Origin of the sequence: Methanobrevibacter sp. (assembly GCF_045603845.1) — an archaeon.
Classification (GTDB): domain Archaea; phylum Methanobacteriota; class Methanobacteria; order Methanobacteriales; family Methanobacteriaceae; genus Methanocatella.
Genome location: NZ_JAZUMY010000033.1, coordinates 12591 through 31677 on the forward strand (window position 1 = coordinate 12591; position 19087 = coordinate 31677).

The window sequence follows — 19087 nt, forward strand, 5'->3', positions numbered from 1 at the left end:
TAAAAGTTAAATATAATCTGAAGTTAAAAAATCAATGATATTTCTATGTTTTAATCCATTATTTGAAAAATCCTGAGTATCCATAGTCAAAACATATTTATCATAATTATCATCTATTTTTGCAAGACCTGAAAATTCCCTATCTATAGTTTTATCAGCAGATAGCTTATATGCAACTTGAATATAAATCTTTTCTTTATTTTTTCTGCAAACAAAGTCTATTTCTTTTTTATTTAGAATACCTATTTTAATATCATATCCTCTTCTAAGTAATTCAATATAAACAATATTTTCTAAAATAGAACCTATATTTTCAATATTGGCAAATTTAAGTTGATAAAATCCATGATCAACTATGAAATATTTTTCATTGCTCAATAAAACTTTTTTACCTTTAATATGTTCTTTTGGCACTTTATGAATAAAACAAGCATCTTGTGAATATAACAAGTAATCCAAAATGGTATCTTTTGATATTTTTCTTCCTTCGTGTTTCATATAATCAGATATGCTAGTTGCTGAGAAATCTTTACTTATATTCATTATTGTATAATCAATAATGCGATTTAGCATGTCCGTATTTCTTATTTGATGTCTTGATATAATATCCTTTAAAAGAATAGTAGCATAAATATCCCCCAGATATGAAAATTTATCCTCATCAGATATCTGAAGTATTGAAGGCATGCCTCCAAATTTCAAATATTCATTGAATAAATCTTCAAGATTAGATATATCACAATTATCAATTTGTTGTTTGTATTGGACAAACTCCTTAAATGAAAATGGATATAAATCTATTTGGAAATATCTTCCAGCTATCAAAGTTGCAAGTTCTCCAGACAATAATTCTGAATTGGAACCAGTTATATAAATATCACAATTAAAATCAACCCTATATGCATTGATACTTTTTTCCCAATTTTCAACATTCTGTATTTCATCAAAAAGGAAGTATACCTTACCTTCAATATTCTGAGTTAATTCAATAATCTTTTCATCAAGTTGTTTGGAATTTTCAATATAATTATATTTCATTGATTCAAAGGATATGAAAAAAATATTTGATTCGGGAATATCCCTTTTTAAGAGATAGTGATAAATATTTTTCAACAAATATGTTTTTCCACTTCTCCTAACACCAATTATTATTTTAATAGGATCTTTATCAATCAATCGTTCAATTTTATCCATATATTCATTTCTTATAATCATCATAATTATATTGATTTTAGAAATATATAATCTTGTCGATTATACTAGACAAAAATGAAAAAAACTATAAATTTGTCGATTATACTCGACAAAATAAAAAAAATTAATTAAAGGTTCCCAAGTGTTTCCACATTTGGTACAGAGTATAAAATTAATTAGAGCCTCATCGACCCATATATAAAATATAAAATAGTTTAAATGTAAAAAAAGAATAAAAGAAGTTATAATAAACTTCTAAAATAGTCCGCTGTCTTCCAAACGTTTTTCAAAGTAATGTGCTGCTGTATCTGCCTTTTCCTTAACAACCAACAGAACAGCAACAGTTACAATACCTATTCCCAATAAGATAGCCAATGCAGGCAAGTAGTTTGACCAGACCAGACCTAATTGGGCTTCACGTATTAATGTAATTGCATATGTCATCGGCAAATAAGGATTCAATACTTGGAAAAAGTGATCCATAATCTGAACCGGATAAATTCCTCCGGTACCTGATATCTGAATAACCAGAAGGACAATAGCTACTGCTTTTCCAACATCTCCCAATGCGGAAACCAGAGAATAAATCAGAACCATAAATACCGCCGATACCAGAAGGGCTGAGAAAATAAACAGCGGTACATTGGCAATGTAAATTCCTAATATAAATGCTCCGATAATTGTTACGGATACTTGAAGAATGCTCAATATGAAAAATATCGCTAATTTTCCAAAGTACATTTCAAGAGGAGAATATTTTGTTCCTTTAGCCACGCCAGGTTTTAACATTGCACAGGTGATTAAAGCACCAACCCACATTGACAGTACCAGATAAAATGGAGATACATTGGATCCGTAATCCGGAACTGAGAAAACTTCATGCCGGTCAAGGGTAACTGGAGAATAGAAATAGTCTCCAAGTATTGTTTCGTTAATGCCTGTGATTTCCCCAAGAGTATTTGCAGTAGAAGCAAGGGAAGCCGCTGCAGTAAACAATGCCTGTGCAGCTGCATTTCCAAGTAACTCCGCACCTGCCGCAAGGGACAGTGAACCTTCAGCCAACTCATCAATACCTAATTTAAGCCTGCCTGTATTTTCAGCTAAAGATGCTGAACCGTCTGCAACCTGACCGGCACCATCATTCAACTGCTGGACTTTACCTGTGACATTTTCACTTTTAGAATCAATTTTGTCAGTCACTTCGTGTATTATAGAGCTACTGGTGTGCTCTCTAATGTATCCGGTGGCCTCATGAATTTCTGTATTATATGTATTTACTTTATCATATGCCTGCTGAGTGCCTCCGGCAACCTGACCTGCACCATCAGCCAATTGGCTTGCACCATCTGATAACTGGCTTGCACCATCTGATAACTGTCCTGCACCACTTGACAGCTGACTTGCACCGGAAGAAACCTGTGCTGAACCTGCTGAAAGCTGACTGCCCCCGCTGGATAACTGACCTGCACCAGAGGCAAGACCTGCCTGCAGTTCCCCTAGTTTTCCATAAGCTGCTAAGTTAATGATTTCTATTATTTTTGCATTCAATGCATTATAAACTGCATTAGCACCAGAATCAGTTAATTTAGTGGCAACCGGATTGGATTTTACATTAACAACATACTCTAACTTAGCCTGTTGCGGGTCGTCTGATGTGATTGATAAAATATTTTCACTCAGGTTTTTGGGTATTACTATTCCCGCATAATAATCTCCCTTATAAACGCCGTCCCGCAGCTCATCTTCTGTTACGAATGTCCAATTAAACTTATCATTATTCTTTAAATCCTTAATCAGCTCATCTCCAACATTAATCTCTACACCATCATATGATGCTCCCTTATCAAGGTTTGCTATTGCAAACTGCACTTCACCAGTGTTTCCATAAGGATCCCAGCATGCCTGAATGTTTATAAGAGCATAAAGTGAGGGCAGTATTATTATCCCAATTAAAACAATTGTAACAATAGGATTTGAAAATGCTGATTTGAAGTCTTTTTTAATAATCTCAACAACATTGCTTATATCTCTTCCAGCCATTTTATACCTCAAATTTTTATACGTTTAATTATATATTTTATAATAAATATAAAATTTGTGCACATAACAATTTAATAATCATTAATCAAATATAATTAATTAATAGATTATAAAAATCATTTGGTGTATTTATGGATAAAGAAACAAAAGCTCGTTTGGGTGAAATTCGACAAGCTTTAAAAAAATATGGCTTTGATGAAGTTTTAGGTCAAACTGCAAAAAGTAAAATACGTAGAAACGATGATGAGGCAATCAATCCTTTATTGGATGATGAGATTCCTCAAAAATTAAGGTTGATGCTTCAGGATTTAGGAACAACTTTCATCAAATTGGGTCAGCTGTTAAGTACAAGGCCGGATATTGTTGGTGAAAAGATAGCAAATGAATTGGCGAACTTGCAGGATGACAATCCTGCCATATCATATGATCTGGTTAAAAAGATTGTTGAAAGAGAGCTTCATGGCAATATTGATGATTTGTTTGAAGATTTCTCACATGAACACTTAGCAACTGCATCCATAGGTCAGGTTCATGAAGCCAAATTAATTACTGGTGAGAGAGTTGCAGTTAAGGTGCAAAAAGAAGGTATCACAGATAAGATCGACCTTGACATAAGGATAATGAAATATGTTGCCAACCGTGCAGACAAACTGAACTCAAATCTCAGAAAATTGAACTTGCCTGGAATCATGGAAGAATTTGACCGTTCAATTCATAAGGAAATCGATTATAATAATGAACTTATGAATATGCAGCGCATTGAATTGAATTTTGAAGATAATCCTGACATTCATATTCCCGCCACCTATTCCCGGTATTGCACATCAAAAGTTTTGACAATGGAATTTATAGACGGTACAAAATTAAGTGATGTATATCAAAGCAACAGTGATGAATTTGATAAAAAGCTTTTGGCAAAAAATGTTCTTGATTCCTACCTTCAGCAGCTATTTATTGACGGTTTTTTCCATGGAGACCCTCATCCTGGAAACATCATGATTTTGGAAAACAATGTTGTATGTTATCTTGATTTGGGTATGATGGGATTCTTTGATGAGGAATTCAAACGTAATCTTTCCGAATTGATGCTCCTGTTTGTTGACCAGGATATTGACGGTTTAATCAATCAGTTAATGTATATGGACATTTTGGATTATGACATTGAAACAAGAACTTTAAAAAGAGACCTGAATGATCTGTTCGGAAGATACTTCGGCGTTGAGCTTAACCGTTTCAATGGAGTTCTTGAAGAGCTTCTCAATCTTATGCAGGAATATGGCGTTATCCTCCCAAATGAGTTTGTCACAATGGCAAGGGGATTATCCATGGTTGAAGCAATTGCTAAAAATCTGGATCCTGAAATTGATGTTTTCGCATCAATCAAGCCTATTTCTAAAGAAATTGCTAAACAAAGAGTTAGTCCTAAAAAGTATTTTAAAAGAAAGAAAAGCAATCTGATTTTATATGAACATATGATTCAGGCCTTGCCGAAACTTCTTACAAGGACAATACACAAGATTGATAATGAGGAACTGCAATTTAAGTTTGAAGTGGACATAACTGATAAGGTTTCAATAATTGCATTGGTATCCGCACTTATTGTCGGTTCTTCAGTTGTTTCTTTCGGTCCTAGAGTATTTGACATGCCGGTGATTTCTTTAATTGGTTATCTGATAGCCATAGTTTTAAGTCTCATAGGCATCAAGAAATTCGTTTTAAAATAAATTAAATTATGGGGAATTAATTTCCCCTATGCATTTTATTATGAACAAGGTGACAGAAATATTATTTTTTTGAACATAATTATTAAGAATTAGGGAACTGGAAATATGGGTGAGATTAAAGAACAAAATGAAACAATCAAAGAAAAAATCAGAAAAGCATTTTCATTAAAGGAAGATTCGGCATCACATGAAGAGATTCGGGCACGTCTTCTTGATGGAGGGCAGATTACCGGAACCAACATGTGCGTAATGGTATGTGCAATGATAATCGCTTCAGTAGGTCTTAACGTCAGTTCAACTGCAGTAATTATTGGTGCAATGCTGATTTCACCCATAATGGGAAGCATTCTTGCTTCTGCATATGGAAACGTGTCTGCGGATTATGTTCTGCTTCGAAATCACATAATCGGTTTGGGAATGCAGGTTGTAATCAGTGTTGTTGCAGCCTCAATTTATTTCTATTTATCTCCGGTTAAGGAACCGACTGTTGAATTGATTGCAAGAACATCTCCGACTTTCTTTGATGTGCTTATAGCATTTTTCGGAGGACTTGCAGGAATTATAGGGCAAACTCGTTTGGATAAAACAAATACTGTTATTCCTGGTGTTGCAATCGCAACAGCTTTGATGCCTCCACTTTGTACATGTGGTTATGCTATTGCAAACGGGAGAGTTGACATGCTTTTGGGAGCAGGATATCTTTTCATACTCAATGCATATTTCATTTTCCTATCAGCAAGCATCATATTAAGTATTCTGAAAATTCCAAAAACTAAGGAATTGAGTGAAAAGGAATGGAGAAGGCATCGTTTCAGAATGGTTAGGAACACTATTATCATTGCAATTCCAAGTATAATTGCACTTTATTCAATGATTTAAAGCAGATGTCTTTCACTCGAGCAGTCCCAAATGTTTTGCTACAAATTTGATGGATGTTCCATGTATTATTACTGAAATAAATGTAATTATCATCACTATATCAAATATCATAGTGGCTTCTGGAATGCCTGCCACAAGAGGATAAAATGCAAACACAATAGGAACGGCACCTTTAATTCCGGACCATGCTAAAAACAATTTGGGCTTGAATCCCATTCTGAACGGCAGAAGTGAAACAAACACTGCAAGAGGTCTTGCAACAAAAGTCAGTATTATTGATACTGTGATTGCCGGAACAATCATCGGTACCAGTTCATTAGGAGCAGTGAATACTCCAAGTAAAAGGAACATTAATATCTGCATTAACCATGAAAGACCATCAAAGAAAGATAGCTGATTTTCCTTGTGTTTGATTTCGGAGTTACCTACGATAAGTGCACAGATAAACACTGATAAGAATCCGTTTCCTCCGATTGCTTCAACAATGGAAAATGACAAGATTGCCATTGCGAAAAGTAACGGCGGATACAATCCTTCAACGGAAAGTCTGATGTGTTTTAAAATCCATGCAAATAATCTCCCTAAAACATAACCTCCAATTCCACCGAGAATTATTGATTTAATGAATATTACGATAAAATCAATTGTAGAAACAGTTGGAGTTATAAGCATGAACATTATTGATGAAACCAAAATATATGCAACGGGATCATTTGTTGCACTTTCAAGTTCAAGAATATGGTCAAGATTATGTTTGATTTTAATGTCGGAGGCTCCAAATATTGAAAATACGGCCGCACCATCAGTAGATGAAATGATTGCACTTAAAAGCAGACACAGCATCAAATCGAAATTGAAAATTAAATGTATTAAAATACCAATTGAAAAAGCAGTTATTACAACACCAACAGTTGCAAGCGAAATTCCCTGCTTGGCTATTGGCTTAATCACTTTGTAATCTGTATTCATACCGCCGGAAAACATTATAATGATTAATGCAAACGTGCTCAGGTACTGAACAAGCTGAAAGTTATGCAGATTTGGAGGAAGAATATTGCTTGCATCGAATATCAATCCAATGAAAAGAAAAATAATCAATGATGGAATTCCTATTCTGGAAGAAAATCTGCTTAAGAATATGCTTAAAAGCAATAATCCTCCAATAATCATCAAAATCAAATGAATCTCATACATAAATTAATGTTTATGAATAATATGTTTTAAACTTTTTCAAGTAACATGAATAGAAACAGGATATTTTAAAAAGTGAAATAATAATTCATATTCTAGTTAGAACTTCTCCAGGTGTTTCCGCATTTGGCACAGCGTATAAAATTAGTCGGAGCCTCATCAGCAGAGCGTGTCTGTACTGTCCACCAGTAACCCTTTGTCCCGCCGCATTTATAGCATGTTATCCTGGTTGTAGGCAATGCAACATTGTTGTTATCTGTTACAATTACTTCCAGATCCTTATTTTTCTCCCCTTCAAACTTATATTGCTCTTTTAAATCATCATCTGAAAGGGATTTCTCAAAGCCGCATGAACATTTGATTACGCCATCATCAGGCATCAGCATTGAACCGCAATTCGGACAGAATTCCATAAAATATCACCATGAATAATTAAAGTAGAATATTTGTAATTGAAAATATTTAAAAGTAGTGGAAAAAAAGTTAAAAAAAAAGTTTGGGATAGAGGCTTAACCCTCTACCATAATCAGCTTACCTGTCGATGGGTCTTTATATACCTTACCCATTTCGGTATATCCCTGACCTGAACTATTAGAAGTATCCGGAGTCTCATTCAATTCCTGACCTTGAGTAACTTCGCTAACACTGCTGATAGACTGCATTACCTGTTGTTTCTGTTCAGGAGTCATGTCCTCATTAAAGACAATTGCCTGCATATTCCAGCTTAAAATTACAAAGACAAGAAAACCGACAGCAATAACAAGCATTGCATCAACAAGGTTTGATGTACCTGCCATAGGATCTTCTTCAACACGATTAGATCGTCTTCTTTGTTTTTTTCGAACCATTTAAATCACTGATTATTCATATAATCTAAAACAGCATCTGATAAAGCATCCAAATCTGATAAATAACGGTCATACCAGCCAGACCTGATTTTACCGATAACATAACATAAAGCACCGGAACCGATACCGACAATTGTTGTGTTGAACGCAACGGTCAGTGAATCTGCAAGGGTATTGATATCTCCAGCACCCAATGCCGCAAGACCCGGACCCATAGGAATCAATGTACCCATTAACCCTAATGTAGGACCGATACGGGTGATAATGTCAGTTTTTTGTAATGCACTATCGATTTTTTCTTCTTCATATTCAACTAATTTACGAGCTAAAGCTTCTCTGGAATTTTTATCCAAAGCAGAAGAACTAGCAATTTCAGTTAAAACTTTTTTCTGAGATTTTGGAATTTCTGCTCCTTCAATGATGCCTTTGAGCGCATCAACGGAAGCTGCTGAATTGATAGCATAAATCAAATCTCTTATAGTTCCAACAGGAACCTTTTTTCTTGAAGTATATTCTGATATTAATCCACCTAATGTAATTATTGAAATTATAACAATAATTAAAAGTATAACCAATACAGGAATGGTTAAACTTTGTGAAATAACATCCAAAGAACCTGTTAAATATTCTCCACCAGGTATACTTATACTCATTATATATCACCTATAATACTTAATCTAAAAGACTTTTACCTTTTTTATTTAAAAATATTCCAATAATCACCAAAATAACTAAAGCAACAAGTATTGCAATAATAGATTCGGGAGAAGTTATTGTAAGACCACTAAAGTCTTTACTTAAAGAACCTGCAATATTTGGAATAACAATTGCAGAAAGCAGGAAATATGCACCTAAAAGCAACATGAAGTTACCTAAAATAATAGGATAAGGTTTGCTTGTGTATTTAATTACAATATTTGATGCGAAATAAGCTATAATAATTACAGCCACCAAAGCAGCTGCCGCAAACCAGCTTAAATAAAAAGCACCGACACCAATGGTTGGAGCAACAATTAAGATACTAGCAACAATTGAACCGAAACAGCATGGACAAGGAGCAATAACTGCCAGGGAAGTTGCAGTACTCGTATTGTGGTCATGTACCTTCCATTCGCGTATTGTAAATAAACCTGCAATAATCATTATTAATGCCATGATCATATAGAATATTGAATTATAACTATAAATAGCTTGAGTGAGTTGTTGTGCATATAAAGACGCAATAGCAGAAATAATTAATACTCCACCACCGTATCCGATACAAATCAATGCTAATAATTTTTTTGACAAATTAGCCAAACCTGAAGCCAATCCTACTTTAATTCCAAAGACAAGAATTGCCGCAAGAATACCGAATTGCCATAAAACACTCATCATATCCATATTTAATCCTCTCCATAATTAATTAAAAATCAATTACATTTTATGTTTTATTTTTCTAACTATATAAATTAATTCATAACGAAAAAAAATTAAAGAATAACAATATTGTTATTCTAAAACTAAAATTCATCTTTACGTTTATTTCTAAAGTAACCTATAGCAAAGATTCCAACTAAAACTATTACACAAATTATAAGCTGTATTGACATTGATTTTTCAGTTGTCGTACTGCTACTTGAAACTGATTTTTCAACCTCATAACTTTTAGATGAAGAATCCGCACCACTGTCTCCGACATTTTGAGAATCATAAATCTCTGATGAACTGGATGCTGTGGCAGATAGTGATGAAGAAGTGCCGACACCTCTGGCAGTGTCTCCAGTATTAAAACCTGATGTTGAACTTTCAGATTGAAGAGTTGATGATGTGGAATTAGATAAGATATCCGCATCAGTTGAATTCAGACCTGAATTTTCATCAACATCACCTTCAGGATCATCGGCATTAGGATTATTCTGGAAATTGGCAGGATTGAAGAAATTATGATTCGTCGCCTGGAATACCTGATCTGCAAATTTCGCAAGCAAATCCGGATTGATGAAATCAACCGCCCACTGCATCATAGCTATGTTTCCGCAACTGCAGTCGCAACATGCAACACCGTTCGTAATGACTGCCTGAGCCCATTGATTTGCAACATCAGACAATGTATTTGAATCTGTCTGCCAATATCCTTCATAAGCTGCAGTTAATAGGGTACCTGCTGAGGATATGAATGCATATGCATTGTTTCCGGATTTTAACCAGTCATTAACGCCTACTCCATACTTATCATTGAAGTAAACATTATAGGCATCATCCCACATATAATTTGAAACTGCCTCAGGTCTTGTGACAGACCATCCAAGCAAATCGGTTAAAAATTTATTTGAAATATATCTGGCACCGCTGTAACCTTCCTGCATCATTCCGCTAATCCAGTCAGGGTTTGAATATCTTGTAAGGATTTCCTTAGCAATAGCCTGTTCAATAGATGTTGTATAAGGAGTGTTTCTATTTCCATACATCAGCACATCCATTTTTGGAGTGTTTCCGTTTACATAAGCCATTGCCATTGAAAGACCTCCCCAGTAATCAAAGAAATCATCATTGTCCAATACACCATAGACATTGGTATTACGGCTGACAATCAAATCATTGGTATTGTTTAATGCTCTTGCAAATACTAAAGGATTGGTTTCACCCCAATAATATTTGGAGTACATATTTCCCATCCTGCCCAAATAGAAATCAGCCAATTCATCAGTATCATTCCAAGTCCAGCTTAAAGATACTGATTTTGCTATTCCTGCACCATAATCTCCGTTAGGAGGTGCAAATATGCGTGTAATAGCACATTCGGCAGCATAAGTAGTATTGTATCCCAATTCCTTATAATAAACAAAGTCATTAATCCAATGTTTTGCAACATAGTTTTCATCAAAGCTTTCTCTTCCGACACCATAATAATCAATGCTTGCTACAACATGTTCCAGACCGTCTTTAATGTCATCAAACCATTCATTTTCTTTTAAAGACTGATTGTTCAATATTGTAAAGTATGATCTGGCCAATGCAACCCTGAATGCATTATCCATTAGAATTGCCTGTGTTGAATACAAATCCCTGAAGTTACCGCTGGTTATGACAGTCACATCAATTCTTTTTTTATCCCATCCATCAGGACGCACAAGATTATCCAAACTGACATAGCTTGGCATTAAACTTGTTTTTGTTCCAACACTGATCTCTTCATCATGTTCATGGTCATCATGGTCTTCATCATTGCCCGCCTGAACATATCCTCCTGCACTTGGTGAAGATGAATAAACAGGTTCCATTCCAAGCAGATACAATACAACAGAAATCAAAGCTCCGTCATCTCTTGCTGTTTCAACACACCATATACCCATAACAAGCTTTTCTGTATCATCAGTTAATCCGTCTAATGCAAGAAGCGTCAATATCCTTCCATATTCATAGGCTTCAGCGGTAGGAAGTTCCTGTGACTGGTCATGGAAGAAATTACCTGCAGTCGGAAGCGAATTAATGTCCAATACATCACCAGCAGGCCCTGGAGAAATATATTTCCCATTCAATGCATTAATAAATGAATCCAGCTCTGACTGTACTGATAACTGTATTAGATTAATGTAAAGTTTCGCATAATCCAATGTTGCAATCAAAGCAGTGGAATTAACGCCGATTACCTGAGCCACTTCCTCAGAGGAATAATATATTAAAGCGGGAACAACATCACATGACAGATTCATCACGATATCCCTTTCAAGGGAATTGAGTTCATCATAATGTTTAGAGAATTTAATCTGAGCTATTTCATCATATAAAGATGTAGTAACTCCATTATATGTGAATTTCTGAGATAATGCCGTAGAAACTGCCAGTGAAATATCCTTATCAGTCCAGTTTTGGCCAAGTGCATGCAAACCCCAAGTGTAAAGTTCATTCTGCACTGATTTAATGAAAGAATCGATTGCTGAAACCTTATCATCAGCCGATAAGTTATTGAATGTATCATTGTTTATGCCCATAGAATGAACATAATTATTTGTTTCAACAATATGATTGATTTCAGATATGAGTGCATCTTTAGAACTTTGATTCAATGCGTTTTCATATTCATTAACCAAATTTGCCAGGACTGTCAAATTCCCATAAAGCTGAGTATAGGCTAAAGGAGAAGTTAAATGAGATATCATTACAGCAAAACCTCTTCTTTTTGCCTGAATACCTTCACCAAGACCGTCTGAAATATAGAAATAAATTTGTGGCACATCACCAACGACAATTGATCCGTAATCAGTTGATGACAACAATACTTCTTTACCAGGCAGCCATTCATGAGTCGCATGTCTTCCAACAAAAACCATTGCTGAAGAGTAATATTCCTGGAAATAATAATATGCGGCAAGATACTGGTGTGTTGGAGCAACCGCACTGCTATGGTACAGTGCATCGGAATCTGCTTCCCAACCTCTTTGCGGTTCGGGAGCAACAAATACATTTCCAAAGGTTAAACCAGGAACCACAAAGTATAATGTCCCATTTCTCTCAACAGTCATAATATTGCCCGGAGCTTCACCCCAGCCGTTTAAGCCGGGAACATTTAAATCAGCCCACTGATTCTTATACATTAAAAAGACATCATAATCTGATTCAAGACCCGTTTTTAAATATTGTTTCAATGAAGAGATAATATTATCTAAAATTGGAATGGCCTGTGATGTGTAATTTTCAGGCAACAATACAATAATCTGATTATACCAGTCTGCCAATCTCTCATCCATTGGAGAGGTATAATTAATGGCTATTGCATTTCTTGAAAGTTCACCGATGTATGCGACAGGCCCTTCAATGACCTGCACTTTTGAAATAGGCCGTAAACTTTCAAACCAATCTAAGTATTCTGATACAGGCAATAAAACCACGTTGAATCTGTTTGCAAGTTTTTCCAGTTCACCCGGAGCCCAAGTAGCCACATTAATACCACATCTGATAATCATGTCTTCCAATTGAGAAGTATTCTCCGGAAGCTCTCCGACATCATAACCCTGGGATTTTAATGTTAATAACAGATTATAAATACTTGTAATTGAATCCAGATAACTTGAACCGATATTCTGCTTTCCTGGAGGATAATTATAATATATTAATGAAATTTTTTTATTTTCATTTTCAGCATATTTCAAATTAATCCAGGAGATAATTCTATCGCTGAATAAATCAATATTCGTTTCATGAGGCTTGTATCCTGTCCTTTGAGCACCTGTCAAATTGGATATTTCATTGGTAACTCCTCCGACAAAGGTAGCTTCAATAATTCCCTGCGCTTCACCGATAGCTACATGCCACCATTTGTCGCTTCTGTTTCCTGGAAGACCTGTTGTACTCAGTTCCCATTCATCATTACTTACATAATCTGAATGGACCGCACGGTATACAGGCACTTCGCAGGTTTCGAAAAATTCCGTTACCCTATCAAATAAGGTTCCTCCAATCCCATATGCTGGCATTGAAATGATTGCATCAACCAGACTTTCATAATTGGATGAATTTCCTAAAAAGGATTCATAATCCGGAGCATTTGTAAAATATTTTACCATGACTTTCAGCTGATCATCAGATCCTCCTGCAGCAACAACAGGTATGACATTTACTCCTTTAGATTCCAAAGACTCTATTAATGAATAATATGGTTCTAAAGAAGCGCTTGAAACATACATATTACTTTCAAGAAGACCTACAGTATATTTATTGGAAGAATTGAAAAATAATGATTTATATTCATCCAAGGTCATATATCTATGCCTGTATAAACCGTACTGATATGATTCGTAAAATACTGGGTTGTTATATTGACATATGAAACCTGTGACATTCAATGCCCATAAAATCTGATTAATGAAATTTTCCTTATCATTGCAATTTTTATATAAAACTGCCTGATTAAAATTGGAATTTACACGATTTCCATTCCCATTTGTAAGATAATCGCTCACAGTTGTGAAAGATTGGCCTCTTTTTGTTGTCTGGAAATATTCATTTAAAAAATCCGTCGTAAATGATTCTTCTTCAAAGATTTTATTATAACCTATAGTGGAATTTTTAACTAAATTAAATGTTTTGAGCTGTGATGAGGAAGATGTTTCCAATATCAAAAACATTTCCTTATTTGATAGATTAGGATATTTAAGTAATATATTAGTCAAAACTGAATCAGCATCACTCGTCAGCCAGTTAGCAATGACTATATCGCTTTTATCCATCAATTCATACAATTCATTTTCACCCATGGTGGAAATTTGAGCTGAGCTTCGAACCTGAATATCCACATTTGAATAGTTCATTAAAATATCACTTGCCGCTGAGTCCAGAATATTCGTTCCGCCATTATCTGCAATAAGAAGCATTGATTTATCATAAATCTGATTATTAGCTTCCAAATCAGATAGCGTTTCATTATCCTGAGCAAATGAAATATTGATTGAACTCATGAGTAAAACACATAATATAATTAAAATTGCTATAAATTTTAAATTAAAAGTAGTAAGATTACTCTTAATTATATTAAAACCTCCTTTGAAAAGAATTATATAAAATTCCTTTCAATTTAATATCTAATTTGATTATTAATATAATTAATTAAAGTATTACTAAATGGGTAAAAATAAGCAAAAAAGTATTACTAAAAAAATAATGAGAAGTTGTTGAAACCTCCCTAAGATATTGTAACTTTGTTTGAGATTGCTGCACCGTTTTCATACATTGATGTTATAATGTATTCACCGGCAATCAATCTGATGTTTAACTTGGCTATACCTTCACTGTCAGTTGTTCTGTTATAAAATACTCCGTTTATGTTGAAAGTAATAGTCTGGTTAGCGAACGGATTGCCCTGACCGTCAAGCAAAGTAGCTTTGAATTGAGTTCCGTCAAGATATTTCATAGAAACGTCTTCAGCTGATAAAACAGGTTTGACTGTAATGTTGTTTGCAACAAGGCTTCCGCCATACATAGCGGTGATAACGTAAGTTCCAGGCTGTAAGTTAATGTTTAGTTTAGCGTATCCTGATTCGTTGGTTTTTCTTTCATACATCACACCGTTGATGTTGAATGTAACGGTTTCGTTTGCACCAACAGGGTTTCCGTCATCGCCTAAAACTTTAACAACATATTGTGAAGCGTTTCTGTAATATTTAACCAGATCACTGTTTTCAACAATCTTTGGAATAACAGTGACAGTATTAGCACTAGATTCATTGTTAAACGGATTGATAGCTGTTAATATGTAAGTACCCTGGTTCAGATTAATGTTCAATTTAGCAGTACCGTTTTCATTAACCTTTCTTTCATACATTACTCCATTAATGTTGAAAGTAACTTTAGTGCCGTTGGCTAACGGATTGCCTTCATTATCTGTGAAATTAGCAAAATACTGAGTTCCATTTCTGTAAACTTTTGTAATATCCTTTCCGCCGATGGTTGATTTGATTGTGACTGTAGAATTAACTTCACATGGTTTATAGATGTCTGAACCTTTATATTTTACAACAACATCATATTCGCCGCTATTTAATCCCAATGTAATGGATGAAGAACCGTTTTCATTTGTTGTACGGTTATATGTGATTCCATTGATATCAATTGAAATGCTTTCATTGCTTAAAGGATTGCCATCGCCGTCAAATAAGTAAACAACAAATCTTTGTGAACCGCCGAAATATTTTTCAACAGAAGGAGCTGTTAAATTAACTTCAGGATTAGATTTTTCAAATTCCAATACCAAAATGTCATGCAATGCCAAAATTGTTGAACCTGTTGCCTGGAAGTAAATAACATTATTGTCCTCAGTCATATTTGCCATATCGACAACATAATAATCTAATGAACTTGTGGTTCCGTTCCAGACATTTTCAAAAGTGGCATTTTCATTTACAACAATATTGCCTTCACCGGATTGGGCTCCGGCAGCAAAAACGTATAAAGTGGAATTAATGCAATTTTCAGCCTCAACATCCATAAAAGAATAAGATCCTGATTCGATATTGGCAGGCTTGGATAACAAATCAGCGTTTTCAGCAATGTAAACTAATTTAAAAGTATCGCTTTGATTATCATCGATCATTACAATCAGACTTGCAGGATAAACAGCACAACCCCCTGAACTTTTATTTAAAACCAATGTATTATTGCCTGATTTGATTAAATCCGTCACATTATAAACAACCAGACCATAACCATATTTTCCATAACTTCCTAAATTAGACTGGTCACGGTATGATGCTATAGGAGAAATCATCTCATCATTGAAAGTTATATTCCAAGCATTAAAGTCCCCTCCAACAATCTTGTCCCAATTATATGAAACATAAAGCAAAGATTCGAAAACATCAGAATCGTTAACTTCAAAGATTGATTCTTTAGAGGTAACCGCGCTTCCCATATAAGCAGAAGTGTCCTGTTTTAAAACAATGACATCGCCAGTGATATTATAAACACGATTGACACTGGCATTGAAAGCAGGATAAGCAAAATCCTTACCTAAGTTACCATTATATAAAACACTGTAAGTAACATTAGTGGAATTTAAAATGCTGCCTTTATCATCAAGTATGTTTAAAGTGTAAGTGACTTTAGTATTATTGGCTCCATTAACTGTTGACTCATCAATAGGCCTGATGGTAAAATCAATCAAAGTAATTTTAACGCTTTCATTGGAATCAATGCTTAAATTACTGGAAGCAATCTCCTCATCGCCGATTAAAAGAACAACACTGCCGTTAACTTTTTTATTTTCGTCTTTAACTGTTATAGTTAATGTATTGTAAACACCGGCAAAAACAGTGTTTGCATATTGCGGAGCAACAGTAGCGGAAATTACAGGTTTTTCCAGAGAATTAATTTTCAACAATTGCACTACAGCTTTATAGGAACCGTAAGCTGATGTTTTAGAAGATGTGTATGTGAAATTGTTGTCCTGAGACAATTTGAAATTATCAGTTATGTCCCATGAATCTCGAATATAATAACTTCCTTGTTCCTGAATAGGGTCTGTTAATAGTTCCCCATTCAATCTATATGTAGCATCATAACTGGAAAGAGCAATACTGTCCAAACTTACTGATTCAAAGCTGTCATTGAATTCTTGAGTTTTAAATACAGTAGTTAAGGTTTCCTTTGTCCATGCCTGACCAATATTCAGCCAATAGGAAATTTTATCCCCATCACCATCATCATAAGCAAATATCAGTGCAATCATTTTGATTCTTCCGTCAAAGGAATAATCGCTTAATCGGGTATTATTAACGGATATTGTAATTTTATCCCCACAGGATAAGCTTTTTACCTTGTCTGTTATATTAATTAAACTTTGATATTCAGAATACTGTTTTGAAGTAAAATCGGTTATTGGATAAATAACAGGATTGTTTGCGGTATTTTCGGAAAATGTTAAATTCGCATACTCCAGAACATCAGTTACATTATTTGTTTTCAAAGAAATATTTGTAGTCAATCCATATGTCGGTGCTCCACTTCCGGAATATGAAGCAACAACAACATTTGCAGATTTGATTTCACTGACCCCTTCAGGAATTTCGTATACAAGTTCTCCATTAGTTGAAGAAAACGGATTAATTGCAGAAATTTCGACATCACCTGAAACTTCTCCGTTTTCAACTAAAGGAATATTTGAATCTTGAGCAAAAACAATTCCCGAAGAGAAAACTAATAAAAATAAAAATATAGAAAAAATCAATAATTTATTTTTCATATTCATAATTCCTCTCGTAAATTTTAATAACCATATGATGGCCATATATTAAATAAACAAGTAGTAATATATAAAATTAGTTAAAGTATTACTAATTAAATAAAAAATCGAAAAAAAGTATTACTATAGATAAAATATAAGGTAAACTAAAATCAATATAATAATATATTAAATCAAATGAGGCAAAATCCATGATGTGGAACGAAGAAATAGAAACAATGTCAAGGCAAGACCTTGAAGAATTGCAATTAAAAAAACTTCAGAGCACTGTAAAAAGAGCATTCGATAAGATTCCCTATTACAACAAAAAATACAGTGAAGCAGAAGTATATCCTGAAGATATAGAAACATTAAAAGACATAGAAAAATTACCTTTCATTACAAAGGACGATTTGCGTGAAAGCTATCCTTTTGGACTCTTTGCAGTTGACATGAAAGAAATCAAGGAACTGCACTCATCATCCGGTACCACCGGAAAGCCAGTGGTTTCCGGATACACCGAAAAGGATTTGGATACATGGGCAGAAACAATAGCAAGAGGACTGTCTATGATGGGAATCGGCGAAAACGATATTCTCCAAAACACTCACGGATATGGAATGTTTACCGGAGGATTCGGTGTTCACTACGGCTCACATAAAGTCGGAGCTGCAATCATCCCAATTTCAACCGGACAGACCAGAAGACAGATTGAAATCATGAAAGACTTCGGTTCAACAGGTCTCATATTTACACCATCATACGGAATACATTTAGGTGAAGTTGCCCTTGAAGACGGAATTGACCCAAAAGAATTAGGAATCAAGGCTATCGGATTTGGAGCAGAAATGTGGACCGAAGAAATCAGACAGAAAGTCGAAGAGATATTCGGCGCAAAGGCATACAACATTTACGGACTGACCGAACTTATGGGTCCAGGTGTAGGAGTTGAATGTGAAGCGCAGGAAGGACTGCACATTGCAGAAGACATCTATTATCCTGAAATAATCGATCCGAAAACCGAAAGAGTCCTTGGAGAAAACACTCCAGGTGAGCTTGTCTTAACCAATCTGGAAAGAGAAGGAATGCCGGTAATCAGGTTCAGAACAAAAGATTTGACCAAAATCACACGTGAAAAATGTAAATGCGGAAGAACCCATGCAAGAATGAGCAGAATCACAGGAAGATCAGATGACATGATTAAGGTCAAAGGAGTAGCTATATTCCCATCACAAATAGAAAAAGCATTGCTTAAGGCAGGCGATGTAGAGCCTCATTATTTAATTATAGTTACAAGACCTGGAACCTTGGATGAAATCGAAGTTAAAGTCGAAGCGTCACAGGACATTTTCTTCGACGGCGTTAAAGAAATGATGGCAGTTCAGCAGAAAATTGGAAAATACATTGAAAATGAAACAGGTATCAGAGTAAAAGTAACTCTAGTTGAACCAAAAACCTTACCGAGATTTGAAGGAAAAGCAAAAAGAGTTATTGATGAGAGAAACTTACATTAAAGG

General features: G+C 34.7%; 12 protein-coding genes. 3 read left to right on the forward strand and 9 right to left on the reverse strand.

Features of this window, described 5'->3' with window-relative positions; translation table 11 throughout:
- Positions 1-6: 6 nt before the first annotated feature.
- Positions 7-1215 carry an ATP-binding protein gene (locus tag ACKI2W_RS03225; protein ID WP_407379173.1) on the reverse strand — a complete coding sequence of 403 codons (1209 nt, stop codon included), beginning with the start codon at positions 1213-1215 and terminating at the stop codon, positions 7-9.
- 234 nt (positions 1216-1449) lie between these two features.
- Positions 1450-3234: a YhgE/Pip family protein gene (locus ACKI2W_RS03230; RefSeq protein ID WP_407379175.1), complete on the reverse strand. Its 1785-nt coding sequence runs from the start codon at positions 3232-3234 to the stop codon at positions 1450-1452.
- Positions 3235-3365: 131 nt separating this feature from the next.
- Here ACKI2W_RS03230 and ACKI2W_RS03235 point away from each other — a divergent pair, with 131 nt between their 5' ends.
- Together ACKI2W_RS03235 and ACKI2W_RS03240 are read left to right on the forward strand one after the other, a co-directional pair.
- Entirely contained in the window at positions 3366-4958 is a 1593-nt protein-coding gene (locus ACKI2W_RS03235; RefSeq protein WP_407379177.1) for an ABC1 kinase family protein, read from the forward strand.
- A gap of 105 nt (positions 4959-5063) precedes the next feature.
- The gene (locus tag ACKI2W_RS03240) at positions 5064-5837 is read left to right on the forward strand and encodes a DUF389 domain-containing protein (protein WP_407379179.1); all 774 of its coding nucleotides are present in this window, start codon (positions 5064-5066) and stop codon (positions 5835-5837) included.
- A 12-nt stretch (positions 5838-5849) separates the two neighbouring features.
- On the opposite strand, the gene ACKI2W_RS03245 is transcribed toward ACKI2W_RS03240, so the two are convergent.
- The 7 genes from ACKI2W_RS03245 to ACKI2W_RS03275 form a co-directional block, all read right to left on the reverse strand.
- The gene (locus ACKI2W_RS03245; RefSeq protein ID WP_407379181.1) at positions 5850-7031 is read right to left on the reverse strand and encodes a potassium/proton antiporter; all 1182 of its coding nucleotides are present in this window, start codon (positions 7029-7031) and stop codon (positions 5850-5852) included.
- A gap of 92 nt (positions 7032-7123) precedes the next feature.
- Entirely contained in the window at positions 7124-7441 is a 318-nt protein-coding gene (locus ACKI2W_RS03250) for a transcription factor S (RefSeq protein WP_407379183.1), read from the reverse strand.
- A 96-nt stretch (positions 7442-7537) separates the two neighbouring features.
- On the reverse strand, positions 7538-7876 hold the full coding sequence (locus tag ACKI2W_RS03255; RefSeq protein WP_292800080.1) for a DUF2149 domain-containing protein: 339 nt from the start codon (positions 7874-7876) through the stop codon (positions 7538-7540).
- A 5-nt stretch (positions 7877-7881) separates the two neighbouring features.
- Positions 7882-8529 (reverse strand): MotA/TolQ/ExbB proton channel family protein, encoded by a 648-nt coding sequence (locus tag ACKI2W_RS03260; protein ID WP_407379186.1) that lies wholly within the window; start codon positions 8527-8529, stop codon positions 7882-7884.
- 19 nt (positions 8530-8548) lie between these two features.
- Positions 8549-9259: a DUF2162 domain-containing protein gene (locus ACKI2W_RS03265; RefSeq protein ID WP_407379188.1), complete on the reverse strand. Its 711-nt coding sequence runs from the start codon at positions 9257-9259 to the stop codon at positions 8549-8551.
- 119 nt (positions 9260-9378) lie between these two features.
- On the reverse strand, positions 9379-14313 hold the full coding sequence (locus tag ACKI2W_RS03270) for a cobaltochelatase subunit CobN (protein ID WP_407379190.1): 4935 nt from the start codon (positions 14311-14313) through the stop codon (positions 9379-9381).
- Between the two features lie 224 nt (positions 14314-14537).
- Positions 14538-17591, reverse strand: coding sequence for a DUF3344 domain-containing protein (locus tag ACKI2W_RS03275; protein WP_407379192.1), 3054 nt, complete (start codon positions 17589-17591; stop codon positions 14538-14540).
- A gap of 191 nt (positions 17592-17782) precedes the next feature.
- Between ACKI2W_RS03275 and ACKI2W_RS03280 the strand changes: the two genes are divergently transcribed.
- Entirely contained in the window at positions 17783-19084 is a 1302-nt protein-coding gene (locus tag ACKI2W_RS03280; RefSeq protein ID WP_407379194.1) for a phenylacetate--CoA ligase family protein, read from the forward strand.
- Positions 19085-19087 lie beyond the last annotated feature (3 nt).